The organism is Bradyrhizobium sp. 956_D2_N1_4, from assembly GCF_052076025.1.
Taxonomy (GTDB): Bacteria; Pseudomonadota; Alphaproteobacteria; order Rhizobiales; family Xanthobacteraceae; genus Bradyrhizobium; species Bradyrhizobium barranii.
Map to the genome: position 1 here is coordinate 4,582,763 of NZ_CP197237.1, position 24,459 is coordinate 4,607,221.

Below are 24,459 nucleotides of genomic sequence, written 5' to 3' on the forward strand. Positions count from 1 at the left end.
AAGGGCAGCAAGGGCGAAAGGTACGCTGATTCCCAGATTACGGCCATTTCCGGTACTTTTCGGGCATTTTATCCGCGTCCGGCGCCGAATCCCTGCTTCAGCCGCATGACGTAACCGATGACCTCGGCGACCGCATGGTAGTGCTCGGTCGGGATTTCCTGGTCGATTTCGACGGTGGCGTAGAGCGCGCGGGCGAGCGGCACGTTCTCGACGATCGGGATGTCGTGCTCGCGCGCGATCTCCCGGATCTTGAAGGCGAGGTTGTCGACGCCCTTGGCGACGCAGATCGGCGCGGACATGCCGCGCTCGTAGGACAGCGCGATCGAATAGTGGGTCGGGTTGGTGATGATCACGGAGGCCTTGGGAACCGCCGCCATCATGCGCTTCTTGGAGCGCTGCTGGCGCAATTGCCGGAGCTTGCCCTTGATGTGCGGGTCGCCTTCGGACTGCTTGAACTCTTCCTTGATCTCCTGGAGCGACATTTTCTGCCGCTGGAACCAGCTGCGATACTGGAAGAAATAGTCGCCAATGGCGATGATCGCGAGCGCCGCAACCACCGCGCCGAGCAGATGAATGGTCAGGCTGGTGCTGGCGCCCAGCATGGCGGCCGGATCGAGCCTGACCATCGCCTCCATGCGATGGCGCTCCGGCCACAGGACCACGGTCATGACCGCGCCGAGCACGATCAGCTTGCCGAGCCCCTTGAGGAAGTTCGCGGCCGCCTGCTTGCCGAAGATGCGCTTGAGGCCCTCGGCCGGCGACAGTTTGCTGAATTTGGGTTTGAGGGATTCGGCCGACCAGACCAGGCGATGCTGGAGCACGTTGCCGGCAATCGCCGCCAGCACCAGCATCAGCAGGGGCACGCCGATCGCCGCAAGCACGGCGACCTCGATCTGCTGCATCAGCGCGAGCAGAGCCCTGCCGTCGGTCTTGATCATCCAGGAATTGGCAAGCAGGTTGCGCATCGGCGTCACCAGCCCGCTGCCCACCGAGCCCGAGAAGGTGGAGACCACGAGCGTGCCGCCCGCGATCATGAACCAGGTGTTGATCTCCTGGCTCTTGGCGACGTCGCCGCGTTCGAGCGCCTCTTCGAGACGCTTTTGTGTCGGGTCTTCTGTTTGACTGTCGGGATCGTTGTCGTCTGCCATCGATCACCTATTTGAGCGGCATCATCTGGTGCATCACACCGATGAAATAGTCGAGATACGTGCCCATCATCGCGGTGAGCACCACGGCGAGCACCAGGAAGCCCACGAAGATCGACAGCGGCACGCCCACGAAATAGACCTGCATCTGCGGCATCAGCCGCGCCAGCACGCCGAGCCCGATGTTGAAGACGAGGCCGAACACAAGGAACGGTCCGGAAAGTTGCAAGCCCAGGCTGAACGCGGCGGCAAAGGCGCGCGTCGCCAGCGAAGCGACGTCGCCGCTCGATACGGTCTCGCCGGGCGCGAAGATCGTGTAGCTGTCGTTCAGCGCGGCGATCACCAGATGATGGCTGTCGGTGGCAAACAGCAGCGTCACCCCGAGCATGGTCAGGAAATTGCCGACCAGCACGCCCTGCTGTCCCTGTGTCGGATCGACCGAAGTGACGAAGCCGAGCCCCATCTGCTGCGCAATCACGGCGCCCGCGACCTGAAGCGCCGACAACGTCACGCGCGCGGTCGCCCCCAGCACGATGCCGATCACGATCTCATGCAGCATCATGACCAGCAGCGGCGCGATCGAGCCCATGTCGACGTGGTAGGCGTTGCGATGCAGCGGCAGGATGATCAGCGTCAGCAGCAGCGCGATCGCCAGCTTGATCCGCGTCGGAATGTTGGTCTCGCCCAGCCCCGGCAACAGCATCACCATCGCACCGACCCGGGCGAAGGCGAGCATGAAGGAAGCGGCGAGCGCCGGCAGCAGCGAGACGTCGATGCGCATGACGGGCGCATTGTGCCTCAGCCGCCGATGATTCGCGACGAGATCCGCATCATGTGGGAATGGAGTGCGTCGGCCATGAACGGCAGCGCCAGCAGCATCGTGGCGAAGATGGCCAGGATCTTCGGCACGTAGATCAGCGTCTGCTCCTGGATCTGCGTCAGCGCCTGGAACAGCGACACGACGACGCCGACCACGAGGCCGACCACCATCAGCGGCGACGACACGATCACGATGGTCCAGATCGCATCACGCGCGACGTCGAGGGTTTCAGGTCCGGTCATGTGAATTCTCACTCTCGATTGTTTGTCGTCATTCCGGGGCTCGCGAAGCGAGAACCCGGAATCCATCCTGCGGCATCGTCGGTAGCACCATGGATTCCGGGTTCGCGACTTCGTCGCGCCCCGGAATGACAGGACCGATCAGATCGGCATCTTCATGATGTCTTCATATGCCGCGATCACGCGGTCGCGGACCGAGACCAGCGTGGACACCGCGACGTCGGTGTCGGCGACCGCCGTCACCACGTCCATCACGTTGGCCTTGCCGGCGGCCATCGCCACGGTCTGGGCGTCGGACTTGCGGCCGGACTCCATGACGCTGCCGACAGCGTCTTTCAGGAGTGACGCGAAGGACTGCCCGCTCGCCTCGCTGCCCTTGCCGGCGCCGCTGTTCTCCAGCACGCGGGCGAGGTTGGCATAAGCATTGGCTGCGATTGTCGGTGATGCCATGGCTTAATTGTCCTGTTCAGCTCTTGAGGATGTCGAGCGTGCGCTGGATCATCCGGCGCGTCGCACTGATGATGTTGAGATTGGCCTCGTAGGACCGCTGCGCGTCGCGCATGTCGGTCATCTCGACCACCGAGTTCACGTTGGGATATTTGACGTTGCCGGTCGCATCGGCGGCCGGATTGCTCGGTTCGTATTTGGTGCGGAAGTTCGACCGGTCCGGCTTGATCCTGCCGAGGGTGACGACCTGCGCGTCGAGCGTGCGGTCCAGCGCGGAGGAGAAGGTCGGCACCTTGCGCCGGTAGGGATCGCCACCTGATGTCTGCGAGGTCGAATCCGCGTTCGCGATGTTCTCCGAGATCACCCGCATGCGCCCGGCCTGCGCGCGCAGGCCGGAGGTCGCGATCGCCATCGAGCGGGCAAAGTCGCTGCTGTCATTCGCCATGATGCGCTTCCCTCAGCTCTTGAGCATGATCTCCGCGCAAACGCGTTCCGCGTTTGTCGCGAGGGAAAACCGCCCGCACACTTTTCCGGATCATGCTCTAGCCTTTGCCGATCGCGGTCTTGAGCAGATGCAGGCTCTTGGAATAGAGCGAGGTCGCCGCCGCGTAGTCCATCTGGTTGCTGGCGGCCTTCATCATCTCCTCCTCGAGATTGACGGCGTTGCCCGCGGGACGGGTCTCGAAACCCGCATTCCTGTTCTGGTCGAAGCCCGAGGCCGCGCCGGATGGCGTCATGTGGGAGCCGCTGGTGCGGGTGAGCGCCAGGGGGCCCATCGAGCCAGTGACGGCGCCTGATTTGTCGAGCTTCGGCTCGACCAGGTCGCGCGGCCGGAATTTGGGCGTGTCGGAATTGGAGACGTTCTCGGACAGGACGCGCTGGCGCTCCTGGTGCCACTGCATCTTGGTGCGAAGCGCCGACAGCACCGGGAGGTCGTTGATGGACATCGTTGCGGCTCCTTCCGCCTCTCGGACCAAAGGCCCGAAGCTAGGCAGAATTTGCCGCGTGTATGGTTAACAGGTGGTTAAAGATGGCGTCGATGCATGTCCCTTGATGGAACACCACTTTGCGCCCCCCGTGATTCTACGCATCCAAAAGCGGCATTAACCCAACCGTTTGGCGGGCCATGCACAGGCCAAGAAGTCGTTTTGGATCGAGCGATTCATAGGTTATTAAGAGCTGGGGACGGCAAAACTTGCCGTGGGACGTTAAGAAATCGCAGTTTGGGGCATCCCACGCCGATGGTTGGCGCGTCTGACCATGGGCACGAGAAAAGCGCCATTTGTCGGGGACAAGTATGCAAGGCAGCCCAATCACCTTCATCGTGGCGTTCATCGTCGTTCTGGCGTTGATCGGCGTCGCCGCATGGTTGGTTCGCCGATTCGCCAGCAGCCGGCTCGGTGCCAACACCCAGCGCGGCCGGATGCCCCGGCTTGCCGTGATCGATGCCGCCGCGGTCGATGGCCGGCGCCGCCTGGTGCTGGTCCGGCGTGACAATGTCGAGCATCTCCTGATGATTGGCGGTCCCACCGACATCGTCGTCGAGCCCAATATCGTGCGCGCAGCGCCCGGCCGCGACCAGCTTCCGCAGCGTTCCAATGCCGCCGAGCCGCCGCGCCTTGCCCCGATGCCCGATACCAGCAGCTGGACCGACGAAGCTCCGCGGCCCGAACTGCTCGATCATCCCGAACCGCAAATGCCCGAGCCGCCGCCGCGGCCGCGCCCCTCCTTCGCCGACGAGGTACGCCGGCCCGCTCCCGCACTGGCCGAGCGCCGCAACGAACCGCCACTGGCCGGCTTTCCGCCTGAGCCGATCCTGCCGCCGCGCCCCGAGCGCGAGGCACGCCCCGAGCCGGTTCCGCCGCGCATCGCCCGCAACGAGCCTCCGCTGATGCCACGTCCCCCGCGGCAGACCGAGCCGGTGAAAGTGCCCCCGGTGCGCGCCGAGCGCGCGGCCGCGCCACCGCCTCCCCCGCCCGTGCCGCAGGCTCCGCCCGTTCCGCCGCCGGCCCCCGCTCCTGCCGCGCCCTCGAACGCCGAGCAGAATCTCGCCGAGATGGCGCAGCGTCTCGAAGCCGCACTGCGCCGCCCCGCCGGCGAGACGGTCGCGCCTCCGGTTGCGCCCGAGCCGCCCGCGCCGCCGCCGCCCCGCGCCGCGCGCAGCGAGCCGCCGGCACCCCCGGCTCCGCCCGCAAAGCCGGCCGCGGAGAAGACCAGCTTTGAAAATCTCGAAGACGAGATGGCCTCGCTGCTCGGCCGTCCGAAGCCGTCTTCGTGAGGCTGCCGGCCCTCCCGCGTAGAGTTGTTTTTCTTTCTGTCCTGATCGCCGCGGCTTCGCTCGCGATGCCTGCGCATGCGCAGGACATCAGCATCAATCTCGGCGGTCAGGGGGGCGGCGTCACCGAGCGCGCGATCCAGCTCATCGCGCTGCTCACGGTGCTGTCGATCGCGCCGTCGATCCTGATCATGATGACGTCATTCACGCGCATCGTGGTCGTCTTGTCGCTGCTGCGCACCGCGATGGGCACGGCGACCGCGCCGCCGAACTCGGTGATCATCGCGCTCGCAATGTTCCTCACCTTCTTCGTGATGGGACCTGTCCTGCAGAAGTCCTACGACGAGGGCATCCGCCCGCTCGTCGCCAACCAGCTTGGCGTCGAGGACGCACTCCAGCGCGCTTCCGTCCCCTTGCGCGGCTTCATGCAGAAGAACGTGCGCGAGAAGGACCTCAAGCTGTTCCTGGATCTCTCCGGCGAGCCGCCGCCGGCCACGCCGGACGACCTCGCCCTGCGCATCCTCGTCCCCGCCTTCATGATCTCCGAGTTGAAGCGCGCCTTCGAGATCGGCTTCCTGCTGTTTCTCCCCTTCCTGATCATCGACCTCGTCGTCGCCTCCGTGCTGATGTCGATGGGCATGATGATGCTGCCGCCCGCAACGATCTCGCTGCCGTTCAAGCTGATCTTCTTCGTGCTGGTCGATGGCTGGTCGCTGGTGGCGGGAAGCCTGGTGCAGAGTTACGGGGGCGGATAGCTGCGGCTCCATCCGCCGTCATGCCCCGGCTTGACCGGGGCATCCAGTACGCCGCGGCCTTTCGATTTCATCACTGCGGTCTCTGGAATACTGGATCGCCCGATCAAGTCGGGCGATGACACCGAGAACGTGGCGTACAGTGAGACGGCGTCGACAGCGCCCCTACCCCTTCACGTCATACTGCTTGCTGAGGTGATCGCCGATCTGCACCAGCATGGCGACGCTTTCGGGGAAGCCCGGCTTATCCGTCGCGGCCTGGTCGGCATCGGCGCGGAATTCCCAGCTATCGCCGTCGCGGACGATCGAGATGACGAGGTCATCCGGACCATCGGCATGGACCTTCAATTCGGCCCGCGCCATGGCGATGAGTTCGGCTTCGGTCTTGGCAGGCTTGCTCATATCGACGCTCTCCCGGCATGAAGACGCGCAGGTTGCCGCTTCAACGGGCACCTGTCGAGAGGCCTCGTAGTAGCAGGGTTCCTACCGCGTCATCTTGATCTGCCGCACGACGGGGATCGTGGGCAGCGAGCCGGTGTGGTCGGCCTCGTCCTTGGCTTGCGGCGAGGCCGGCGCGCGGGCGGTTGCGTCGGGGAAGCGCTGCTTCATCTCGCGCAGGAAGCCGTCGAGCGTGTCGACGCTGGCAGCGAGCTTGGCGATCTCGGCAAATTCGGCGCTGGAGGACGCTGCCGGCTTGCTCGCGATGTCGAAGGCGACCCGGTCCGCACTCTCGCTCATCAGCGGCGCATATTTCTCGCGGAAGCGCGACAGGCCGATCGAATCGTCGGCGAGCGCATAGCCGACGGCGGCGCGGATGATGTCGCTCTTCTCCACCGCGTTGAGTGGCTTGAAGTCGCGGAAGCGGTCGCCGTAATAGAGCTCGATCTGCTCGGCGGATTCGCGCCAGCGCCGCGCCGCCCAGAAGATGTCGGAGCGCAGGCGGAGCACCTCGCGTCCGGAAACGTTGGAGACGATGTCGAGCGCGAGATCGTGGCGGCCGACGTCGCTCTGCGCGCGCGCCTCCAGCAGCAGCCGCTGCTGCCGTAGCTCACCGGAGAGATCGCTGATGCGGCTCGCGCGCAGCGCCGAGATCGCCATGTCGGGCTTGCGGTTGGCGAGGTAGATCATGGACAGGCGCGCGGCGACCTGGGCGCGGGCTGCGCCTTCGAGGCGATGGTCGACCTGGTACTGCAACAGTTCGGCGGCCTGGTCGAGCAGGTCGATCGAGGCGAGACGGTCGGCGAGGCGGCGGATCAGTTCGTCGCCGCGGCGGCCGATCGGCGTCAGTTCGCGGAACTCGTAGAACATCCCGAGCGCCTCGACCGGCGGCAGCTCGTCGCCCTTGGGCCCCAGGAAGATCTGCGTGAACAGGTCGGAGGCGAGGTCCTGCGCCTGACGCGAGGCCTCGGCGTTCGGCTGGAGCCTTGTCGCGGTGCGCGCCGCCCTGAGCGCGTCCCGGTAGCGCCCGTTCTCGGCATATATCTGCGACAGCATCTGGAGCGTCTTGACCTCGATCGAGTCGCCCCGCCAGGTCATCGACAGCGTCTCGAGCTCACGCAGCGCGTCTTCCTTGCTGATCTCGTCGCGCTTCTGCCGCAGCGCCACTTCGAGCTGCTTGGCCTCGGCCGCCGCCTGACGATCGTTCGAGGCGACCGCGAATTTGTAGTCGTCGAGCGCATCCCTGTCGTGCCCGAGCGCCTCGGCGAGCCGGCCGCGCAGCACGGCGAAGCCGGGCGCCGCCTCTGGCGATATGCCGACCACCTCGATCTCGCTGCGGCGCTTGGAGGCGCCGGCATAATCCTTCACCTCGAGCGAGGCGCGCATCGCCTCCATCGTCACGATGCGCTGGATGTCGATCGGCAGCGAGGCGATGGCGAATTCGACGTTCTTGAACTTCTCGCGCGCATCCGCCCACTTGCCCTGGCGCGCATAGGCGAGCGCCTTCCAGAGTTGGGAATCGTGGCTGTTGCCGATCACGGGATTGGCGAGGTCCTTCAAGCCCTGCGCCGGCCGGCCGATCAAGATGTTCGCGATCGCATGCATGATCAGCGCGCCGCTCTCCTCCTTGTTGAGGGGATCGGCCAGCATCAGGTCGGTCACCGACTTGGCTTCGTGGTACATGGCGCGCGACATGTAGAACTGCGCGAGATCGAGCCGCGGCAGCGAGCGCTGCGCCGGCTCGACGGCCGCGATCGCCGTGATCAGACTGCCCTGGCGCGTCCAGAAATCCTCCGACTGGCCCTTGCGCCAGCCTTCCGGACTGAAGACCGGCCGCACCGCGGTCGGCGCGCGCTCGGCGGAGATATCGACCGGCGACAGCGTCAGTCCGCCCTTCTTGCCGAGAATGACCTTGTCGGATCCGACCTCGACGCCGACCTCGTCGGAGTTCGGCCGGATCGCGATGCCGTGCGCGGATTCCAGCAGCGAGAGATCGACGAGATCCTGCCGCTTGATGAAGCCGCGCACCGGCCGCTGCCCGGTGACGACATAGAGCGTGTCGCCGGCGTCGGGATCGGTCAGCTTGTGCAACAGGCCCGGATTGGCGAAGGGGATCGCGATATTGGCGAGTGCGGGGTCGGTGATGTTGCGCGACATCATCAGCGGCAGCGGCGTCGCCTGGATCTTGTCGGCGAGCGTCAGGAGCCAATTGGTCTCCTTGCCGACCTCCTCGCTCGTCAGCGAGTAGACCAGCGGCCGGGTGAGACGGATGCGGACCGCCTGCCCCTTGTCGAGCGGCATGCGGCTGACCTCGCCGATCATCGCACCGCCCCGACTGCGGATCGCCTCGACGTCGATCGGCTTCGGCGTATCGAACACCAGCCACACCGTATCGCCGCGGCGGAACGCCGCCGCAGGCGTTGCCACCTGAAGCGGGAAGATCACGCGCAAGCCATCGCTGTCGCGGCGGACATCGACGCTGGCCACGGTGGGCTGCGGCGCGGCCGGCGCCTCGGCAGGTGCGGCCTTGATGCTTTCCTTGACCGGCTCTTTCGCAGCCTCCTTCACGACCTCCTTGGGCGCTTCGGACACCGCGGGCTTGACGGGCGCGACCGCAGCTTCCGTTGCCGGCGCCACAGGCTTCGACACGTCCTTGGGCGGTTCCGCGGCATGCGGTGCTTCGGCCGCGGGAGCCGGCGCAGGCTTCGGTGCCTCGACGGGCGGCGTCGCCGCCGGAGCTTCCGGCTTCACCTCGGGCTTGGCTTCGATCTTGGCTTCGATCCTGGCTTCGCGCGCGATCGTCTCGGACGTCGGCGGCGCGACCTCGCGATGGACCTCCTTCGGCTTCTCGGCCGCCGGCTTTTCCGAAGCCGGTCCATGGCTTTGGGCCACAGGCTTCGCCTGCGCGATCACCGCCTCAGCCGTCGCAGCGGTCTTGCCCTTGTCGGGCTGGAAGGAGATGTCGACGACGTAATTCTTCTCGTCGCGGAAGGAGTGCACGTCCGAATCGCCGATCAGCGCGATCTCGACACTGGTCTGGTCGATGTCAGACTTCTGCTTGATCGAAGCGACGTTCGGGGGCGCGGCGACGACCGCGTCCGCCAGATCGAAATTGAGGCCGGAATTGAACGCGAGCGTCAGCTTCTGCTCGTTGAGCACTGAGGACACGCCGACTCCGTCGGGCATCTCGAACACGAAGCGCACGAAAGTCGGCTGCACCGAGGCGCGCACGCGGATCTGCGGACGCTTTTTGGTCTCTGCCGCGGCGCGCTGGGCGCGCAAGGCACGTTCGGCGACACGCGCACGCTCGGCCAGTTCCTTGACCACGTCCATGGGCAGGCTTGGCGGCGGCCCCTTCCAGCCCTCCGGCAAGAGATCGATGAAGGTGCGCTCGCCGGCGTTCATGGTGTTGACGGTGACGCGCCGCGCCAGCGACAGGCGGATGGCGCTGCCGTCGGGATCGCGGCGGGCAGAATTGACGTAGTCGGGCGCACCTTCCGGAACGCGATCGACGGGAACGTCGACCGCCCGGTCGAAGCGAATGATGAGAATGGAGCCGGCCGTCGTCACCTCGGAGGGAACGTCCTCGCCGAGCTTGATCACCAGACGGGCAAAGCCGCCACCGGCCGAGAAAGTCGCCTCGCCCCGGACCACATCGGCGGCGCGGGCGGGCGCACCGAGGCCGATGAGCAGGCAGGCCGCCAGCACGGGCGCCTTGCGGACATGGCGCGACAGCCCCCGCGCCAAAGCGCGGGCTCGCGACAAAAATCCAGCGGCAGCCTTCTGCGCCATTGGCGGCGTTTCTTCCAATTCGGCGGTCCATGCCGGCACTGGCGCCGGCCCGTGCCGTCGACTGTAGGTTTTGCCAATTAAGGACTTGTTAATGCTGTAATGACGAATTCACCCGGCACAGTGCGTCGCGACGCCTGCTTGCGGGCTCGGGCGTTCGTGCTTCGAATCTGGAGAGCAAGTGGTTAAGGAGGTGTTAACACCCCGTCGTCCGCACCCGTCAGGAATGCTAATCAAACCCCGCGATTGGCCGGCAAGGCATTCAACTTGCCTCGCGCTTCGCGAATTGACTGCAAGGTCAATCGCTTTTCCGAGATTCGGCTCTCGATGTACTCACGCTCGAGATCGGTCAGCTGTGTGTTCAACAACCGCTGATAGCGGCGAATGCTATCGTCGTGAGCTTGAATGAGCGCGAACCTTGCATCCATATTCACCTCCGATTCGTTCCGCCTCACCGAGCCAACTCAGTCGTAATCGACGCCATAACGCGCGAACTCGTCGCCGATGTTCTTCTGAATTGTCCTTGCAGTCGAAATGTCAGATTTTCCGCCGATCGCATCGCCTTGCTTCAGCTTGGCAAGCCCGCGACCAAAAAGCGCGCTCGCCAGTTCGGGGGCGACTCGCAAGGCAGCATTGTAGTCATCGATCGCCGCACCGAACTCACCCATCTTCAGGTGGATCAGCCCACGCGAGTCGTACACGGCAGCGCTGGTCGATCCCGATTGAAGCGCTCTGTCGCAATCCTCCAGCGCTTCTCGCGAGGCGCTGAGAACCGCGCGGGTCCAACATCGTCCGCTCCATGCCGCCCGCGAGGCGGGCTGGAGACGGATTGCCTCGTCGTAATCATGCGCCGCGCGCTGGTGGTCGTTTTTCTTCAGGTAGGCTCCGGCGCGGTTGACGAAGGCAGCGCCATAGCCGGGATCGAGCTTGATCGCATCATCAAAGGCTTCGATCGCGAGCTCATATTCACGTCTCCTCAACTGAGCCACGCCGCGGTTGTTGAAGGCCTTTGCGTATGTCGGATTGAGTGCGATCGACTGATCGAAGTCGCTGATGGCGCTGTCGTAGTCGCCCTTTGCCGTGTAGGCGTTGCCGCGATTGTTATACGCGATTGCCAGAGCTGCCGACGAATCTGGACGCGCCTGTATGAAAGTCGTGCAGGCACCGATCCGGGCATCGAGCGAGGTGGTACCCGTCCCGTTGCACAGTTCGATATTGCTGAGATAGCTGTCCTTCACCCCGGAGTTCTGGGCCGCGACCGGCAAGCCGACCAGCATCAGGACGACAAGCGCCAGTCCGCCTTCGGCAACGGAGGATCCTGGTTTCATGTCAGGCTCCCGATCTTCTGAGATCTGGCGATTGCACGGGCTCGGACCAATTCTCTAGCAGCCGCGACAGATGTTCAGATTGAGCCTTTGCTCGGCCCTTTGCTCGGGTTGGCGTGGCCCCGCTGCGCCGGGCTTCTTCGTATATTTGTTCTTGCCCTCTTCGATCAGAGTGGAAAACCTGGTGGTTCCGTCGTCCGAGATTTCGACGTGAGGTGTAGTGCCTCGAATGCCCATCGTCGCGACCGGTGTTTCGATCTTCATGTCACCGGTCTTCGCAACCTGGCCGGCAACAAAAACGAACGTACCCTTGGTCAGGTTGAAGGCTGTCGAATTGGACTTTCCACCCGGCTCGTAGACGTATTCGTCCAATGTCATGCGGGCGTTGCTCGACAAGTTGAACGAAGTTCCATCGACGAAATTGATGCCGACCCGACTGTCGGCACCGGTTCGAACCACATCGCCCAAATAGACGGGATCACCGACTTTCGTCTGGATGGATTCGGCCCCGACGTTTGCCTGGACAATGGCGGCGCCCGCATGCTCGATGATGACCGAGCCATCGGCTGTCACAACTTTCCCGATTGGCTTTGACGACGAGTCCAGCACGGCGCGCCGCGGAGAATCGTCCTGCGCCTGAACCGGGCGGGGTGACGAAGCGGCCAGCGCAAGGACGAGACCTGCCACGAGAACAATCGCTGCACGAGTGCCCATGGCTTCCTCCTTTTCGAAGATATGATCCTCGAGCATCCGAACGGCTCCGACAGCGCCGACGAAAGCCGTCGGGGATAATGGCAGACCAGCAACAGCAAACCACGACAGCCAAAATGGTTATTCCGGGGTAATCCGAATGGCTGATCGCCGTGTCCAAAAGAGTCACTATCCGCGCCAGGTAATTTCAAACAGCTTTTGCCGCTGGAAGCGGTACCGTCGGGCGAAACGACAGCAATTCTGCCGTGATCAGCCTGGGCGGAATTCTCAGAAACGACAACTTTTTAGCGGGCATGGCTGAGGTTGCCGGCACAAAATTGTTCCCGATCGCGTGACGCGGCAAGCCGGCCAAGACGCGGCGGCATAGGGCGACGCCTGAGGCCGACCGCTAGGGCAATCGAGGTTGAAAAATGGCCGTCACGTCCACTGCAGAGCACGGGGGCGAGCGCGAAGCCGCTGCGGGCCTGCATCGCCGCGTGAAGACGGCGAAGAGCAATCCTCCTGATGTACCCGCTATTCAATCTCATGAGCGGGCCTCTGCCGGCCGTTTCGGGATGCTGTCGCTCACGGCATTGCTCTTCTCGATGATCAAAGAGGTCAGGGCCGCAGACCCGAACGCAACGTTCCTGGACGACGATACGATTACATACAAGGACTTTGCACACGGCACGTTCGAGCTCACGACCAAGGAATCAACCCCGCGGCACATCATCGTCGAGGACCCCGGACAAACGGTCGTGCTGAGCAAGGTCGGCTCCGGGCTTACCGTGAATCAGCTCGACAACAGCGCGACCCGCATGGAGGAGCTGCGGGTGGCCCAGCAGGAGGCGCTCGAAAATTTCTCGAAGGGATTTGGCAAGAACGGGTCCGGCACGCCTCCGTTCGTCGAATCTCTGCCGCTGGAGCCGATCAATTTCATAGCGCCCGCGGCGCCAAGCGCACTGCTGCCGTTGCAGCCGATCATCGTCACGGTGCCCGACATCATCACACCCGTGACACCCGTGCGGACGCCGCCGATCTTGAATGTGCAGGCGGGCCCGCTTGAACTCGACACGGTCGCGTTCGACGTCTTCGCCGCAACGAGGGGAACCTTCAGCGCCAGCAGCTCCAGCGCCGCGCTGACTTTCGGCATCAGCGGAGGCGCTACGGGCGCTACCGCGCTGCAGGGAGCGATCTACGACGTATCGAAGACCAGCTCTTATGGCACGCTTTATCTGAACAGCTCGACTGGCGCCTATGCCTTCGTTCCCAACAGTGGCGCGATCAACGCGCTGAAGACGCCGACCACCGATAGCTTTGTGATCACCGTGTCCGACGGATCGCTTTCGGCTCAACAGGCCTTCACGATCAACATCAACGGAGCCGACGACGCGGCGATCATCTCCGGCACGACGACCGGCTTGTCAATCGAATCCGGCGGCGTCGCCAATGCCCCATCCGGCCCACCTGTCACAACCGGCCCACCTGTCACAACCGGCAAGCTTTCGGATATCGACGTCGACGACCCCGCCAACACTTTCTCGGCCGTCAATTCCCCGACGAAGAGTGCACACGGCTACGGCACTTTCACGATGACCGCCGACGGCGTCTGGAGCTACACGCTCGATCAATCCAACAGCGCAGTGCAGGCTCTGAACGTCGGCCAGACGCTGACCGACACCTTCACGGTGACCAGCATCGGCGGGACCCCGCAGTTGATTACCATCACGATCAACGGCGCCAACGACGCTGCCATCATTTCCGGGACAACGACCGGCACCGTGACGGAAGCCGCATGTTGGAAGCCCGGGACTCCGATCGCGACCGGCAAGCTTGCAGATACGGATGTCGACAATACTCCCGACAGCTTCACGCCGGTGACCTCGCCAAGGGCGAGCGACCATGGTTACGGCTGCTTCCGGATGACGGCTGACGGCGTCTGGACCTACACGCTCGATAACACCAATTGCGTCGTCCAGGCGCTGAACGTCTACGACACCCTGACCGACACCTTCACCGTGACCACCATCGACGGCACCGCGCAGGTGGTGACGATCACCATCCACGGCACGAACGATCCGGCCATCATCCACGGCTGCATCACCGGCTCGGTGACCGAGCCCGATTGCAGGGAACACGGCAAGCCGACGGCGAGCGGCAGACTGACTGACACCGACGTCGACAGCACGCCGAACACATTCACGCCGGTCACTTGTGCGACCCGGAGCGCGGGCGGCTACGGCGCTTTCACGATGACCGCCGCCGGTGTGTGGACCTACACGCTCGACACCACCAACTGTGCCGTGCAGGCGCTTCCTTCCTGCGAGACTTTGACCGACACCTTCACGGTCACGACCATCGATGGGACGGAACAGACCATAGCCATCACAATCCACGGCGCCGACGATCGCGACCATTTCGGCCACGCGGCAGCTCTCGATGCCGCCGATCCGCCCCACGCCACCGCGCCCCCCGAAGACAATACGGCTGCGAGAGCCTTTGCCGCCGGTCCGACGGTGGCTGCGAGCACCCATGACGCGAACACGGATGGCATCGCCGTCTCCGGCGAAAGTCCGGATCAGGGCAAGATCGGCACAAACGGCGGTCGCGACACCTCTCACGACGGGCACGAACAGACCCTTCTTGCCGGCGGCGCCAGAGACGATCATTTCGTCTTTGCCTCGACGTCGAATTCCAGTGCAGCGCGCCCTGATATGATCTCTGGTTTCAAGGCAGACTCTGGGCGGGGCGACCTGATAGCGCTCGGCGCGCTCACCCTCTCCGTTCTGGCACTCGACCCCTCCAGCACGACGGTGCCCGCACATACGATCGCCTGGCTCTACGACAGCTCGGCGAACCAGACCATCGTGTACGTCAATCCGACGGATCAAAGCCTGAGCATCGGCGATTCCAGTCTGGTGGAAATCCATCTCGATGGCTTCTCCACCGTCCAGACGTCGGATTTCATGCTCGCGCTGGAAACGTCGGGTCATGCGATGGCAGCCGCGCCGGCCAATCTGGAACCGGGCGCGGGCAACGACGCGACCGGTAGCCCGACGACGGCGACCAGCCCCTCATCAGGCGAAACCGTCCATGAGCGAGCCGCCCTGATCGACGGAAACGGGCCCGGGCAAGCTGCGAAGGCGAGCGGGTGCACATTCGATGCCGATTGCGAACGGGTTGTCCGGGTCGGGCACACCCAGTTCGTTCAGCCCGACGATACGAACACGCGATCGGACGCGCCCACCGGCGGGAACGTGGCCTCCGCGGTGAGCCACGTGCAGCCCGTCAACCAGCTTCATCCCACGGCAGTCGCGGAGAATAGGTTCGTATTCGACAAGTTGACACCGTTCGACAACGGCAAGGGGATCGCGCCCGTTCCAGAGAGCGTGGCCGCCAAGGACAGCGGCCCGGTCATACCGTCCACGGTCGACCCAAGCATCGAGTCCGGCCCAGACTCCATCGAGACGTCACACCACGAAAATCACTTGCGCGAGCATCATCATGGGGAGCCGATAGCCGAGAACGGCCTTCCTCGAGTTGCTTCGGTTCACCTCGGGGACTCATTTCATTTCAAGCAGCACGGCTCTGACGGTTCGGGTGACATTGCGCCCGCACCCTGGCACGCGGCGGTCGGACCCTACGCCATCAAGGATGGCGCTTTGCATGGCCACCATTCAGAGCTCAGCGCAGGATGGGACGATCCTTCGGACCCGTCCGGTCATCACGAACATGCTGGCGTCGTCCACGGATTCAGGGCGGCGTCGATGCCTGAGCCGTCCCCGCCGCCTATTGATCCGGCTCACGGCGCAGGCTCAGCTCACGCCCACGTGCCCCACGATCTGATCGTGTGATGTCCGCAGGGCAACTGGATCTTCAGTGTTGTTTTCCGGTGCCATCCGATGCGGCGGAGCTGTCCCGCTCGGGACAAACATCGTCAGTGTCGCCAACCTCTTCTTGCGGCGGCAATGCATGCTGATGGTCAAGCGCGGATGTCCAGGCCAACGTCATCGCCGCGATGAGCAGCCGATTGACGGCTTCGATTGCGCGTTCTGCTACGGACGAGTAATTCATGGCTTCCGCCCGCGCGGCTGATTGCCGATGGCGGGAGCCTAGGACGAACTCTCCAGCACCACTGTACTCCAGTTCACAGTTGCACGCGTCAACTCATCGCAGCCTCAGAAGATGCCGCTTGCTTCAGCTGCATCTGCAACGCGAGCCGACGAGCTTCGTGCGGCAAAGACATCAAGCTCGCGATCACCCCACTCCCCGGCGCGTTTGATCTGCGTACTTGGTTGCCGAGTAGGCTCGCACAACCTCAGAGGTGTTGCGGTCCATCAACGACTCTGAATCAAATGTGATCATTGCGATGCGAATGCGATTGGTCAACTTTTTTGGGGGAGCAATCAATGAGCGGAGAAGCCAACTGCATTGTATGTAGCCAGGCAAGAGCGGTCGTAGCCGTCTTTCCAATCGCGCGGGGCTATGCACTAAAGGTATACGAGTGTTCCTGCTGCCACAGCACCCTTCATCTCGTGACTCGCACGACGAAGGCTGCGCTGATCAGGCAGCACTGCGAGACCCTCCTTCCCGTCGAGAAGCCGCTGAGCGCGACGGGTCCCAGGGTTCAACAGCGGTTCGCGAACTAGACACGCAAGGCGTCTAGCCGCGTACAGTCCGAACGACCGCGCGATTGCGCGCAGGTTGCCGTAGCGCGCCGCGCCTCCGGAGCCTTCAATTAGGCTTTTGCGTCGGCTTGCCGTCGATCTTGGGGAGATCGCCGGCCGCGGCCGATTGATCGCCGCCGCCATTGGCCCGGCGGGCCATCTCGACCGTCAGCCGCTCGGCGGCCTCCGGCGACATCACGCCCATGATGTCCGACATCTTTCGCGGCGCGATCTGCGAGGCGATCTCGATCAGCACGCCCATCTCGAGCCGGTCGAACACCCGTGCGGCGTCCTTGGGCTTCATGCCCTCATACATGGTCACGAGGCCCTTCATGCGCTGGGCTTCGGCGGCCTTCTGCTCGGCCTGGGTCGCGGAGATGCGGGATTCCACCGCCTTCATCTCCTCGACCTTGTTTTCGATGCGCTTCTCGGCCGACTTCAGCAGGCTCTCGCGGATGTCGATCTCGCGCTGGCGGGACTCGATCTCCTGGCGGCGTGCCTGCAAGCGCTCCAGGATCGCGCGCTCGGAGGCCGAGACCTGCGGCTGGGCCTCGTCCATCTTGACCACGGTGCCCTCGGGCTTGGTCTCGGGCGCGGCGGGCTTCGGCGCCTCCTTCGGCGCGCCGTGGGTAGATCCCGTGATATCGGGGTCTTCCCGCCCCGTCGGAAAGTTCAGATTCTCCTGCGCCCAGGATTTTTTGATCTGGCTCGGCTGGTAGTCGAAGACATAGCCGCCATTGATCACGAGGCCCACGACCTTGAGCGTGGCGAGCCCCGCGACGGCGACCAGGACGACTGGAATGACGCGGATGTTACGAAAGGATTTCATACCCTGACTTTATGCCGCAAGGCCGTTGGATCGTCGGCGCTCGGAGAAGGCTTCGGCCGCAGCCGCCACCGCCTTCGCCGATGAGGGCTTGGCCGCGGGCACCGCGGCCGCTTCCGGGCTCGCCGCAGGGCGCGCGGCGATCGCGATCTTGGACAGGCGCCGCACCACGTTGTCGGCTTCGCCGAGCTGCTTGTAGAGCTGGTCCGACATCTGCGTCGCCGCCGCAAGCTGGCTGCCGAGGTTCTCGTTGACGTCGCGCACCGCGAGCTTCAGCCCGCCGATCGCGCGCTCGGCGATCTCGGTGGCGGTGATCAGCTCGCCGATGACCGCCTTCAGCGAATGCTCGTCCGCCTTCAGCCGCGTCAGCCGCTTGTTGAGCATGACACAGTAGACGATGGTCAGCATCAGCAGGATAGCCACCAGCGTCTCGATCGCCATTCCCAGGGAGTGGTTCATGGGGCCTCCATCATCTTGTTCTGCTCGTCCACCTTCTCGAACATCGCAAGTGTCGTACTTGGCTTGCGCAGGGGTTTCGTCACCCGTATCGCGACGCGGTCGCCGACCCGGCCCATCCGCCCCTCGGTCAGGGTGACGTCGCCACAACGCACGGTCACGTTGGCATCCGCGCGCATGTCGAGCGGCAGGGTGTCGCCGACCTTGAGCCGCATCAGCTGCTTGAGCGGGATTTCGGCCTCGTAGAGCACGGCATCGACCGCGATCTCGGCCTGGTTGATCTCGGTGGCGAAATGGCCCTCCCAGATCGTGTCGCGGCCGAATTTTTCGCCCATGAACATCTGGAGCAGGACGCCCCGGATCGGCTCGATGGTCGCGTAAGGCAGCAGCAGCTCGATGTTGCCGCCGCGATCTTCCATGTCGATGCGCAGGCGCACCAGGATCGCGGCGTTGGCAGGACGGCTGATCGCGGCGAAGCGCGGATTGGTCTCGAGCCGGTCGATCGTGAAGGTCACCGGCGACAGCGGCCGGAACGCCTGCTCGGCGTCGACCAGCACCACCTCGACCAGTCGCTTGACCAGCTCGGTCTCGATCGTGGTGTAGGGCCGGCCCTCGATGCGGAGCTGGCTGGCGCCGCGGCGGCCGCCGAGCAGCACGTCGATCATCGAATAGATCAGGCTGGAATCGACCACCGCCATGCCGAAGTTTTCCCACTCCTCGGCCTTGAACACCGAGAGAACGGCCGGCAGCGGGATCGAGTTCATGTAGTCGCCGAAGCGCACCGAGGTGATGCGGTCGAGCGAGACCTCGACGTTGTCGGAGGTGAAATTGCGCAAGGAGGTCGTCAGCAGCCGCACCAGGCGGTCGAAGACGATTTCGAGCATCGGCAGACGCTCGTAGGAGACCATCGCTGAATCGATGATCGCGCGAATGCCGGAATGGTCGTCGAGCGTGACGTCGCCGACCGCGAAGCCGAGAAGATTGTCGATCTCCTCCTGCGACAGCACCCGCTCGCCGGAATTCTTGCCGGCGCCGAGATCGCGGCTGCCGTCCTCGACCATGGCCGCCCATTGCAGGGCCATGGTCTCGGATAGTTCGTTTTCGGCAGCAGCCTTCGCGGCCTCCGCGGGATCCTCGGAATCAAGCGAGGCCTCCCATTGGGCGGCAATTGCATCCTGGTCTGGTTGGTCGGTGCCTGCCATGATCCCTAGCCCGTCATGCTCACTGGATCACGACTTCCTTGAACAGCACCGCGCTGACCTGGATCGGGGAAACCGCCGCATTGACGCGCTTGGTCAGCTCTTCCTTGAGGCGGAAGACGCCGGCGGACCCGTTGAGGTCGGAGGAGCGCAGCTCGCGCACATAGGTCTGGAAGATGTCGGTGATGCGCGGCATCGTCGGCTTGATCGCCTCGATCTGCTTCTCTTCCTTCAGCTCCAGCACGATCTTGAGCTTCAGATATTGCACACGCTCACCGGGCGCGCCGGCGAGGTTGACCATGATGTCGGGCACGTCGACGAAGGCCGGCGGCTTCGGCGGCGGCGCCGCCTCGGCGTGATGCTCGTCGTCGCCATGACGGAAGAAGAAGAACCAGGTCGCGGCACCGCCACCGAGGACGGCGAGCAGACCGACGGCCATAATGATGAGCTTGAGCTTGTTCTTCGGCGGAGCGGCTTCCGCGCCTTCGACGGCTGCGCCGCCTTCCGCTTCATTGTCTGCCATGGTCGATAGGCTCGCTCATCTCATAAGGGGTCGAAAGAGCGAAGCCTCCTGGCAGACAGTGACGCGATACAAATGCCCCAGCGCAGTGCGCTCCTCTTACACGCAAACGCTACGGTAATAATGGTTAACGGAATCTTTCGATTGGGCCTCCACTAGGAAAAATCTGCCGGGCAAACATGGCTAACAGAACCTTTCTGCCGCCTCCCCGCGCCCCTCAAAAATCGACAAGACATTGAAATTACGCCATTTTTCGAGTTGGCACGGCTTTCGCTGAGAGAGGACCGAGGCCGGAGGGTTTGGGAGAACCTGGCGGTCTCGTTCACGGGTCGGCCAAGGCGCTTGGGAGAGCGAGGTGGCAGGCTCACTCAGGGGAGATTTCCGATGCAGAACGCGCTTCTGATCGGCTTGTCACGGCAGATGACGTTGGAACGGCAGATGGATGTCATCGCCAACAACGTCGCCAATGCCAACACCAACGGCTTCAAGGCCGACCATTCGCTGTTCGAGGAGTTTCTCAACTCGAACGCGCGTGAGGACAATTTCATCGCGTCCGACCGCCGGGTCTCCTATGTGCAGGACCGCGGCACCTTCCGCGACGTCGGCCAGGGGCCGATGGAGCCGACCAACAACCCGCTCGACATGGCGATCGACGGCAACGCGTTCTTCGCGGTGCAGGCCAATGGCGGCGAACGCTACACCCGCGACGGCAAATTCTCGCTCAACAGCACCGGCCAGCTCGTCACCTCCGACGGCAACCTCGTGCTCGGCACCGGCGGCCCGATCACCTTCCAGCCGACCGACCACGACATCAACGTCGCACCCGACGGCACCGTCACGGTGCTCGAGGGCACCGCCAAGACCGACTCGATCCGCGGCAAGATCCGCATGGCTGCGTTCGACGATGCGGCGAAGCTGACCAAGCTCGGCGCCAACCTCTACGACGTCGGCTCAGCGACCCCGCAGGCCATCACCAAGTCGACCGTGCGCCAGGGCTACATCGAGAAGTCCAACGTGAACTCGGTCGGCGAGATGAGCCGCATGGTCGAAGTCATGCGCAGCTACACCGCCATCGCCAACCTGCTCCAGCAGCAGAGCGACCTCCACAAATCGGCGATCGAGAAGCTCGCCGACGTTCCGGCCTGATTAGGGGATCATTGACATGCAAGCGCTCCACACCGCTGCGACCGGAATGGCGGCCCAGGAACTCAACGTCCAGGTCATCTCCAACAACATCGCCAACCTGCGCACCACCGGCTTCAAGAAGCAGACGGCGGCGTTCCAGGACCTGATCTACGAGCACGTCCGCCGCGTCGGCGCGCAGGCCTCGGACCAGGGCACCATCGTGCCCGTCGGCGTCGACATCGGCGGCGGCGTCAAGACCGTCGGCACGCCGCGCAGCATGACGCAGGGCACGCTGTCGCAGACCGGCAACGACCTCGACCTCGCGATCTCGGGCGAAGGCTTCTTCAAGATCCTGATGCCCGACGGCACCTTCCAGTACACCCGCGACGGCACCTTCCAGATGGACAACCAGGGCCGCGTCGTCACCGCGCAGGGCAACCCGGTGCAGCCGACCATCACCATCCCGAACAACGCCTCCGGCCTCGCCGTCAACGAGCAGGGCCAGGTCTCGGTGACGCTGCCGGGTTCGTCGACTTCGGCCGTTCAGGGCCAGATCGGCGTGACCCGCTTCATCAACAAGGCGGGCCTCCAGCCCGTCGGCAACAATCAGTTCGTCGAAACGCCCTCTTCCGGCCCGCCGCAGGACGGCACCGCGAACTCCGAAGGCTACGGCAAGGTCACGCAGGGCAGCCTGGAGCAGGCCAATGTCGACGTCGTCTCGGAGATGAGCGACCTGATCGCCGCGCAGCGCGCCTACGAGATGAACGCCAAGGTCATCAGCGCCGCCGACCAGATGATGCAATCGACCACGGCGCTGTTCCGCTGAGGTAATGACGATGATCCGCACCACCCTCGCCACGATCTCCGCTTTCCTGCTGCTGGCGCTGCCGGCGCAGGCCGCCGACGATTTCATCGCAGCGCCGACGCTGCGCGCGAGCGTCACCGTGACCTCGGACGTGGTGCGGGTCGGCGATCTCATCGACCATGCCGGCTCGGCCGCGCTGATCCCGGTCTACCGCTCGCCCGATCTCGGCACCACCGGCGCGCTGCCGGTCGCGCATGTGCTGTCGGTGCTGCGCGCAAAGCAGGTGATCGGCGTGATGACCGGTGACATCAAGGAAGTCCAGGTCACCCGCCTCGCCCGCACACTCGCCAACAAGGACCTCGAAACCGCGGTGGCCTCGGCGCTCGAGCGCCGCTTCGGCCTTGGGGAAGCCGCCAACATCGCCGTCACGTTCGACCGCGGCGTCGCCGACATGCGGCTCGACGCCTCCAACACCGGTGCGCTCCAGCCGGTCGCAACCCGCTATGACGCCCGCAACGGCCGTTTCGACATCGCCTTCGAGATCAACAACGACAACAATCCGACGCCGACCAAGCTGCGCTTCACCGGCATCGCGATCGAGACGGTGGAAGTGGCCGTGCTGACGCGCGACATCGACCGCGCCGACCTCCTGAAATCCTCCGACGTCACGCTGGAGCGCCGGCCCAAGGCCGAGGTCACCGGTGAGCCCGCCTCGCGCGACCGCACCATTGGCATGCAACTCCGCCGGCCGATGCGGGCGGGCATGCCGATCCGCGTCGCCGACATCGTCAAGCCGGACTTCGTGTCGCGCGACCAGAGCGTCACCGTCATCTACCAGGTCCCCGGGATCTACCTCACCACGCGCGGCAAGGCGCTCGAGAGCGGCGCCGAGGGCGACACCGTGAGCGTGCTCAATCTCCAGACCAAGCGCACGCTGGCAGGCATTGTCACCGGTCGCGGCCAGGTGACGATCCAGGGCGCGAGCCAGTCCGCGCCGATGGCGCCTGCGGTCGAGCAGACCTCCTCGCTCAAGCGCGACGAAACGCCCACCCCTGCGGCCGCTGCTGCAGCGCTCGCCCAGAGCCTGGTCCAGGCCCCCGCGTCTCCAGCCCAAGCCGCTCAAGCTCAGATCGCCCAAGCCCATATTCCGCAAGTTCGCGTCCCGCAAGCTCCAGCCAAGTCAGAGTAAGTCATGTCCAGGTTCAGTTCGGCTTCCCGTCTTCGTCGCGTCGCGATCTCTGGTCTGCTGCTGGCAGTTTGCGCGCTGGCGAGCGGCTGCTCCTCGATCGACCGCCTGTCGCAGATCGGCGAGCAACCGAAATTGTCGGCGATCGACAATCCGACGACGCAGCCCGGCTACAAGCCGGTGCAGATGCCGATGCCGAAGCCGGAAGTCGCCTCCTACAATCCGAACTCATTGTGGCGCAACGGCAGCCGCGCCTTCTTCAAGGACCAGCGCGCGACCCATGTCGGCGACCTCCTGACCGTGACCGTGAACATTACCGACAAGGCCAACATCGCCAACGAGACCCAGCGCAGCCGAACCGCCAAGGAGGATTCGGGGATTACCGATTTCATCGGCAGCAAGACGGTCACGCAGCCGCTCAAGATCCTGCCCGGCCGCCTTCTCACCACCGACTCGACATCCTCCGCCGACGGCAAGGGCTCGGTCAATCGCACGGAGGCCTTGCAGACCAACGTCGCCGCGGTCGTGACCCAGGTGCTGCCGAACGGCAACCTCGTCGTCGAAGGCAAGCAGGAGATCCGCGTCAACTACGAGATCCGCGAACTCATCGTCGCCGGCATCGTCCGCCCCGAAGACATCCAGAGCGACAACACCATCGATTCCAGCAAGATCGCACAGGCCCGCATCGCCTATGGCGGCCGCGGCCAGATCACGGACGTGCAGCAGCCGCGCTACGGTCAGCAGGTCATGGACGTGCTGTTGCCCTTCTAAGCCTCTCCCGAGCTCCCACATCGTGTTCGCGAACCTAGGCGCGAACGACGATGTACTACGCGGCCCTCGCTAGCTCCCCTGGCGAGGGCCGCATGTATTTTGTAAAGCCGATTGGGACGACTGACGGCGGGGATTGCCGTAGGAGCCTCACGTAAACTCCGCCTCCACCACGCCCAGCCCGTCCAGCTCCATCCGCACCTTGTCGCCGGCCTTCAGCCACAGCGTCTTCACCAGGCTCCCCGTCAGCACGAGTTGCCCCGCGTGCAGACCCTTGCTTTCGGCGGCGAGGTGGTTGGCGAGCCAGGCGAGTGCGTTGTGGGGGTGGCCGAGCACGTCGGCGCCGGTGCCGTGGCTGACCTCTTCGCCATTGACGATGGCGCGGCCCTTGACCGCCTTCAGATCCGGCACCGACGAGCGCGGCACCGCCTCACCCAGCACGCAGCCGGCGGCGAAGAAATCGTCGGCGATCAACGTCGGCGCGCCCATCGACTCCCACTTCACATAGCGGTCGTCGACGATCTCGATCGCGGGATGATAGAACTCAACGGCCTCGCCGATCCATTCGGCCGTGAACGGCGCCTCGCCGGCGGCGAGGTCGCGCTTCAATCGCACCGCGATCTCGCACTCGACGCCGACACGGACATAGTCGGCAGCCGCGAGCTTGGCCCCGCTCTCGTGCACGCCCTTCTGGAACACGCTGCCGCCGCAGGGATGCGGGATGCCGATATAGTCCTGCATCACCTGGCTGGTGCAGCCGATCTTGTAGCCGACCAGCGGCCCGACATGCGGCAGCAGCAGATCGTGCAGCGCGCGCTGGACCTGATAGCCCTCGGCTTCGTCGGCCGGTGGATGGTCCAGCGCCGCGAGCGGCGCGTGGTTACGGCGCGCGAGCGCAATCGCCTTTGCGGCTTTGAGAATCTTGTCCATCGGCGCCGGCTCCCACGCTACGCAATTGAGGTCGGCACTTCAGCATCCCTGCCGGGG

24 protein-coding genes are annotated in these 24,459 nt (G+C 64.5%); 7 read left to right on the forward strand and 17 right to left on the reverse strand.

The features are described 5' to 3' along the window. Nucleotides 1-68 precede the first annotated feature (68 nt). The 6 genes from flhB to flgB form a co-directional block, all read right to left on the reverse strand. Nucleotides 69-1,148 (reverse strand): flagellar biosynthesis protein FlhB, encoded by a 1,080-nt coding sequence (gene flhB, locus AB7535_RS21840; protein ID WP_063982289.1) that lies wholly within the window; start codon nucleotides 1,146-1,148, stop codon nucleotides 69-71. Between the two features lie 7 nt (nucleotides 1,149-1,155). Then, a complete protein-coding gene (gene fliR, locus AB7535_RS21845; protein WP_028148497.1) occupies nucleotides 1,156-1,926 on the reverse strand; it encodes a flagellar biosynthetic protein FliR in 771 nt (256 codons plus the stop codon). A 17-nt stretch (nucleotides 1,927-1,943) separates the two neighbouring features. Next, entirely contained in the window at nucleotides 1,944-2,207 is a 264-nt protein-coding gene (gene fliQ, locus AB7535_RS21850; RefSeq protein WP_014494021.1) for a flagellar biosynthesis protein FliQ, read from the reverse strand. A 138-nt stretch (nucleotides 2,208-2,345) separates the two neighbouring features. Continuing rightward, nucleotides 2,346-2,654 (reverse strand): flagellar hook-basal body complex protein FliE, encoded by a 309-nt coding sequence (gene fliE / locus AB7535_RS21855; RefSeq protein WP_008142413.1) that lies wholly within the window; start codon nucleotides 2,652-2,654, stop codon nucleotides 2,346-2,348. A 16-nt stretch (nucleotides 2,655-2,670) separates the two neighbouring features. After that, nucleotides 2,671-3,096, reverse strand: a complete 426-nt coding sequence (flgC, locus tag AB7535_RS21860; RefSeq protein ID WP_085404224.1) for a flagellar basal body rod protein FlgC — start codon at nucleotides 3,094-3,096, stop codon at nucleotides 2,671-2,673. A gap of 97 nt (nucleotides 3,097-3,193) precedes the next feature. Continuing rightward, nucleotides 3,194-3,598, reverse strand: a complete 405-nt coding sequence (gene flgB / locus AB7535_RS21865) for a flagellar basal body rod protein FlgB (RefSeq protein ID WP_063982288.1) — start codon at nucleotides 3,596-3,598, stop codon at nucleotides 3,194-3,196. A 350-nt stretch (nucleotides 3,599-3,948) separates the two neighbouring features. Between flgB and AB7535_RS21870 the strand changes: the two genes are divergently transcribed. Together AB7535_RS21870 and fliP are read left to right on the forward strand one after the other, a co-directional pair. After that, nucleotides 3,949-4,929 (forward strand): flagellar biosynthetic protein FliO, encoded by a 981-nt coding sequence (locus AB7535_RS21870; RefSeq protein WP_354102234.1) that lies wholly within the window; start codon nucleotides 3,949-3,951, stop codon nucleotides 4,927-4,929. Beyond that, a complete protein-coding gene (gene fliP / locus AB7535_RS21875) occupies nucleotides 4,926-5,681 on the forward strand; it encodes a flagellar type III secretion system pore protein FliP (RefSeq protein WP_063982286.1) in 756 nt (251 codons plus the stop codon). Before AB7535_RS21870 ends, fliP begins: the two co-directional genes overlap by 4 nt. Before the next feature lie 162 nt (nucleotides 5,682-5,843). Here fliP and AB7535_RS21880 read toward each other — a convergent pair whose 3' ends face one another. The 5 genes from AB7535_RS21880 to AB7535_RS21900 all read right to left on the reverse strand — a co-directional run bounded on the left by AB7535_RS21880 (nucleotide 5,844) and on the right by AB7535_RS21900 (nucleotide 11,980). Beyond that, complete coding sequence (locus AB7535_RS21880; protein WP_028148501.1) at nucleotides 5,844-6,080, reverse strand: hypothetical protein; 237 nt, start codon at nucleotides 6,078-6,080, stop codon at nucleotides 5,844-5,846. An 81-nt stretch (nucleotides 6,081-6,161) separates the two neighbouring features. After that, the gene (locus AB7535_RS21885) at nucleotides 6,162-9,908 is read right to left on the reverse strand and encodes a tetratricopeptide repeat protein (protein ID WP_231142306.1); all 3,747 of its coding nucleotides are present in this window, start codon (nucleotides 9,906-9,908) and stop codon (nucleotides 6,162-6,164) included. A 230-nt stretch (nucleotides 9,909-10,138) separates the two neighbouring features. Continuing rightward, nucleotides 10,139-10,333, reverse strand: coding sequence for a hypothetical protein (locus tag AB7535_RS21890; RefSeq protein ID WP_135214595.1), 195 nt, complete (start codon nucleotides 10,331-10,333; stop codon nucleotides 10,139-10,141). Nucleotides 10,334-10,369: 36 nt separating this feature from the next. Next, the gene (locus AB7535_RS21895; protein ID WP_231142307.1) at nucleotides 10,370-11,182 is read right to left on the reverse strand and encodes a tetratricopeptide repeat protein; all 813 of its coding nucleotides are present in this window, start codon (nucleotides 11,180-11,182) and stop codon (nucleotides 10,370-10,372) included. Between the two features lie 105 nt (nucleotides 11,183-11,287). Continuing rightward, nucleotides 11,288-11,980: a FecR family protein gene (locus AB7535_RS21900; protein WP_080586591.1), complete on the reverse strand. Its 693-nt coding sequence runs from the start codon at nucleotides 11,978-11,980 to the stop codon at nucleotides 11,288-11,290. A gap of 371 nt (nucleotides 11,981-12,351) precedes the next feature. On the opposite strand from AB7535_RS21900, the gene AB7535_RS21905 reads away from it, so the two are divergent. Further along, nucleotides 12,352-15,774 (forward strand): VCBS domain-containing protein, encoded by a 3,423-nt coding sequence (locus AB7535_RS21905; RefSeq protein WP_231142308.1) that lies wholly within the window; start codon nucleotides 12,352-12,354, stop codon nucleotides 15,772-15,774. A 22-nt stretch (nucleotides 15,775-15,796) separates the two neighbouring features. Here the strand turns inward: AB7535_RS21905 and AB7535_RS21910 are convergent, their stop codons facing one another. The 5 genes from AB7535_RS21910 to fliL form a co-directional block, all read right to left on the reverse strand. Then, nucleotides 15,797-15,994: a hypothetical protein gene (locus AB7535_RS21910; protein ID WP_231142309.1), complete on the reverse strand. Its 198-nt coding sequence runs from the start codon at nucleotides 15,992-15,994 to the stop codon at nucleotides 15,797-15,799. 660 nt (nucleotides 15,995-16,654) lie between these two features. Beyond that, a complete protein-coding gene (locus tag AB7535_RS21915) occupies nucleotides 16,655-17,416 on the reverse strand; it encodes a MotE family protein (protein ID WP_014494009.1) in 762 nt (253 codons plus the stop codon). A 9-nt stretch (nucleotides 17,417-17,425) separates the two neighbouring features. Next, a complete protein-coding gene (locus AB7535_RS21920; protein ID WP_063982280.1) occupies nucleotides 17,426-17,872 on the reverse strand; it encodes a DUF6468 domain-containing protein in 447 nt (148 codons plus the stop codon). After that, nucleotides 17,869-19,071, reverse strand: coding sequence for a flagellar motor switch protein FliM (fliM, locus tag AB7535_RS21925; RefSeq protein WP_071912214.1), 1,203 nt, complete (start codon nucleotides 19,069-19,071; stop codon nucleotides 17,869-17,871). Before fliM ends, AB7535_RS21920 begins: the two co-directional genes overlap by 4 nt. Nucleotides 19,072-19,090: 19 nt before the next feature. Beyond that, nucleotides 19,091-19,591, reverse strand: a complete 501-nt coding sequence (gene fliL / locus AB7535_RS21930; protein ID WP_063982278.1) for a flagellar basal body-associated protein FliL — start codon at nucleotides 19,589-19,591, stop codon at nucleotides 19,091-19,093. Nucleotides 19,592-19,972: 381 nt separating this feature from the next. Between fliL and flgF the strand changes: the two genes are divergently transcribed. Genes flgF through flgH form a run of 4 tightly spaced genes read left to right on the forward strand, consistent with a single transcriptional unit; the run spans nucleotide 19,973 to nucleotide 23,475 of the window. Further along, entirely contained in the window at nucleotides 19,973-20,734 is a 762-nt protein-coding gene (gene flgF / locus AB7535_RS21935; RefSeq protein WP_063982277.1) for a flagellar basal-body rod protein FlgF, read from the forward strand. A 16-nt stretch (nucleotides 20,735-20,750) separates the two neighbouring features. Then, a complete protein-coding gene (flgG, locus tag AB7535_RS21940; protein ID WP_014494004.1) occupies nucleotides 20,751-21,539 on the forward strand; it encodes a flagellar basal-body rod protein FlgG in 789 nt (262 codons plus the stop codon). A 10-nt stretch (nucleotides 21,540-21,549) separates the two neighbouring features. Next, nucleotides 21,550-22,707: a flagellar basal body P-ring formation chaperone FlgA gene (gene flgA, locus AB7535_RS21945; RefSeq protein WP_439036819.1), complete on the forward strand. Its 1,158-nt coding sequence runs from the start codon at nucleotides 21,550-21,552 to the stop codon at nucleotides 22,705-22,707. A gap of 3 nt (nucleotides 22,708-22,710) precedes the next feature. Next, nucleotides 22,711-23,475, forward strand: a complete 765-nt coding sequence (flgH, locus tag AB7535_RS21950; RefSeq protein WP_063982276.1) for a flagellar basal body L-ring protein FlgH — start codon at nucleotides 22,711-22,713, stop codon at nucleotides 23,473-23,475. Between the two features lie 147 nt (nucleotides 23,476-23,622). Here the strand turns inward: flgH and AB7535_RS21955 are convergent, their stop codons facing one another. Next, nucleotides 23,623-24,402, reverse strand: coding sequence for a 2-keto-4-pentenoate hydratase (locus AB7535_RS21955; RefSeq protein WP_439036820.1), 780 nt, complete (start codon nucleotides 24,400-24,402; stop codon nucleotides 23,623-23,625). Between the last annotated feature and the right edge of the window lie 57 nt (nucleotides 24,403-24,459).

What these genes read in the sequence shown, in the direction of transcription:
- flhB (WP_063982289.1), bottom strand. Translation starts at nt 1,148, where the DNA reads ATGGCAGACGACAACGATCCCGACAGTCAAACAGAAGACCCGACACAA.
- fliR (WP_028148497.1), bottom strand. Translation starts at nt 1,926, where the DNA reads ATGCGCATCGACGTCTCGCTGCTGCCGGCGCTCGCCGCTTCCTTCATG.
- fliQ (WP_014494021.1), bottom strand. Translation starts at nt 2,207, where the DNA reads ATGACCGGACCTGAAACCCTCGACGTCGCGCGTGATGCGATCTGGACC.
- fliE (WP_008142413.1), bottom strand. Translation starts at nt 2,654, where the DNA reads ATGGCATCACCGACAATCGCAGCCAATGCTTATGCCAACCTCGCCCGC.
- flgC (WP_085404224.1), bottom strand. Translation starts at nt 3,096, where the DNA reads ATGGCGAATGACAGCAGCGACTTTGCCCGCTCGATGGCGATCGCGACC.
- flgB (WP_063982288.1), bottom strand. Translation starts at nt 3,598, where the DNA reads ATGTCCATCAACGACCTCCCGGTGCTGTCGGCGCTTCGCACCAAGATG.
- AB7535_RS21870 (WP_354102234.1), top strand. Translation starts at nt 3,949, where the DNA reads ATGCAAGGCAGCCCAATCACCTTCATCGTGGCGTTCATCGTCGTTCTG.
- AB7535_RS21880 (WP_028148501.1), bottom strand. Translation starts at nt 6,080, where the DNA reads ATGAGCAAGCCTGCCAAGACCGAAGCCGAACTCATCGCCATGGCGCGG.
- AB7535_RS21885 (WP_231142306.1), bottom strand. Translation starts at nt 9,908, where the DNA reads ATGGCGCAGAAGGCTGCCGCTGGATTTTTGTCGCGAGCCCGCGCTTTG.
- AB7535_RS21890 (WP_135214595.1), bottom strand. Translation starts at nt 10,333, where the DNA reads ATGGATGCAAGGTTCGCGCTCATTCAAGCTCACGACGATAGCATTCGC.
- AB7535_RS21895 (WP_231142307.1), bottom strand. Translation starts at nt 11,182, where the DNA reads ATGCTGGTCGGCTTGCCGGTCGCGGCCCAGAACTCCGGGGTGAAGGAC.
- AB7535_RS21900 (WP_080586591.1), bottom strand. Translation starts at nt 11,980, where the DNA reads ATGCTCGAGGATCATATCTTCGAAAAGGAGGAAGCCATGGGCACTCGT.
- AB7535_RS21905 (WP_231142308.1), top strand. Translation starts at nt 12,352, where the DNA reads ATGGCCGTCACGTCCACTGCAGAGCACGGGGGCGAGCGCGAAGCCGCT.
- AB7535_RS21910 (WP_231142309.1), bottom strand. Translation starts at nt 15,994, where the DNA reads ATGAATTACTCGTCCGTAGCAGAACGCGCAATCGAAGCCGTCAATCGG.
- AB7535_RS21915 (WP_014494009.1), bottom strand. Translation starts at nt 17,416, where the DNA reads ATGAAATCCTTTCGTAACATCCGCGTCATTCCAGTCGTCCTGGTCGCC.
- AB7535_RS21920 (WP_063982280.1), bottom strand. Translation starts at nt 17,872, where the DNA reads ATGAACCACTCCCTGGGAATGGCGATCGAGACGCTGGTGGCTATCCTG.
- fliM (WP_071912214.1), bottom strand. Translation starts at nt 19,071, where the DNA reads ATGGCAGGCACCGACCAACCAGACCAGGATGCAATTGCCGCCCAATGG.
- fliL (WP_063982278.1), bottom strand. Translation starts at nt 19,591, where the DNA reads ATGGCAGACAATGAAGCGGAAGGCGGCGCAGCCGTCGAAGGCGCGGAA.
- flgF (WP_063982277.1), top strand. Translation starts at nt 19,973, where the DNA reads ATGCAGAACGCGCTTCTGATCGGCTTGTCACGGCAGATGACGTTGGAA.
- flgG (WP_014494004.1), top strand. Translation starts at nt 20,751, where the DNA reads ATGCAAGCGCTCCACACCGCTGCGACCGGAATGGCGGCCCAGGAACTC.
- flgA (WP_439036819.1), top strand. Translation starts at nt 21,550, where the DNA reads ATGATCCGCACCACCCTCGCCACGATCTCCGCTTTCCTGCTGCTGGCG.
- flgH (WP_063982276.1), top strand. Translation starts at nt 22,711, where the DNA reads ATGTCCAGGTTCAGTTCGGCTTCCCGTCTTCGTCGCGTCGCGATCTCT.
- AB7535_RS21955 (WP_439036820.1), bottom strand. Translation starts at nt 24,402, where the DNA reads ATGGACAAGATTCTCAAAGCCGCAAAGGCGATTGCGCTCGCGCGCCGT.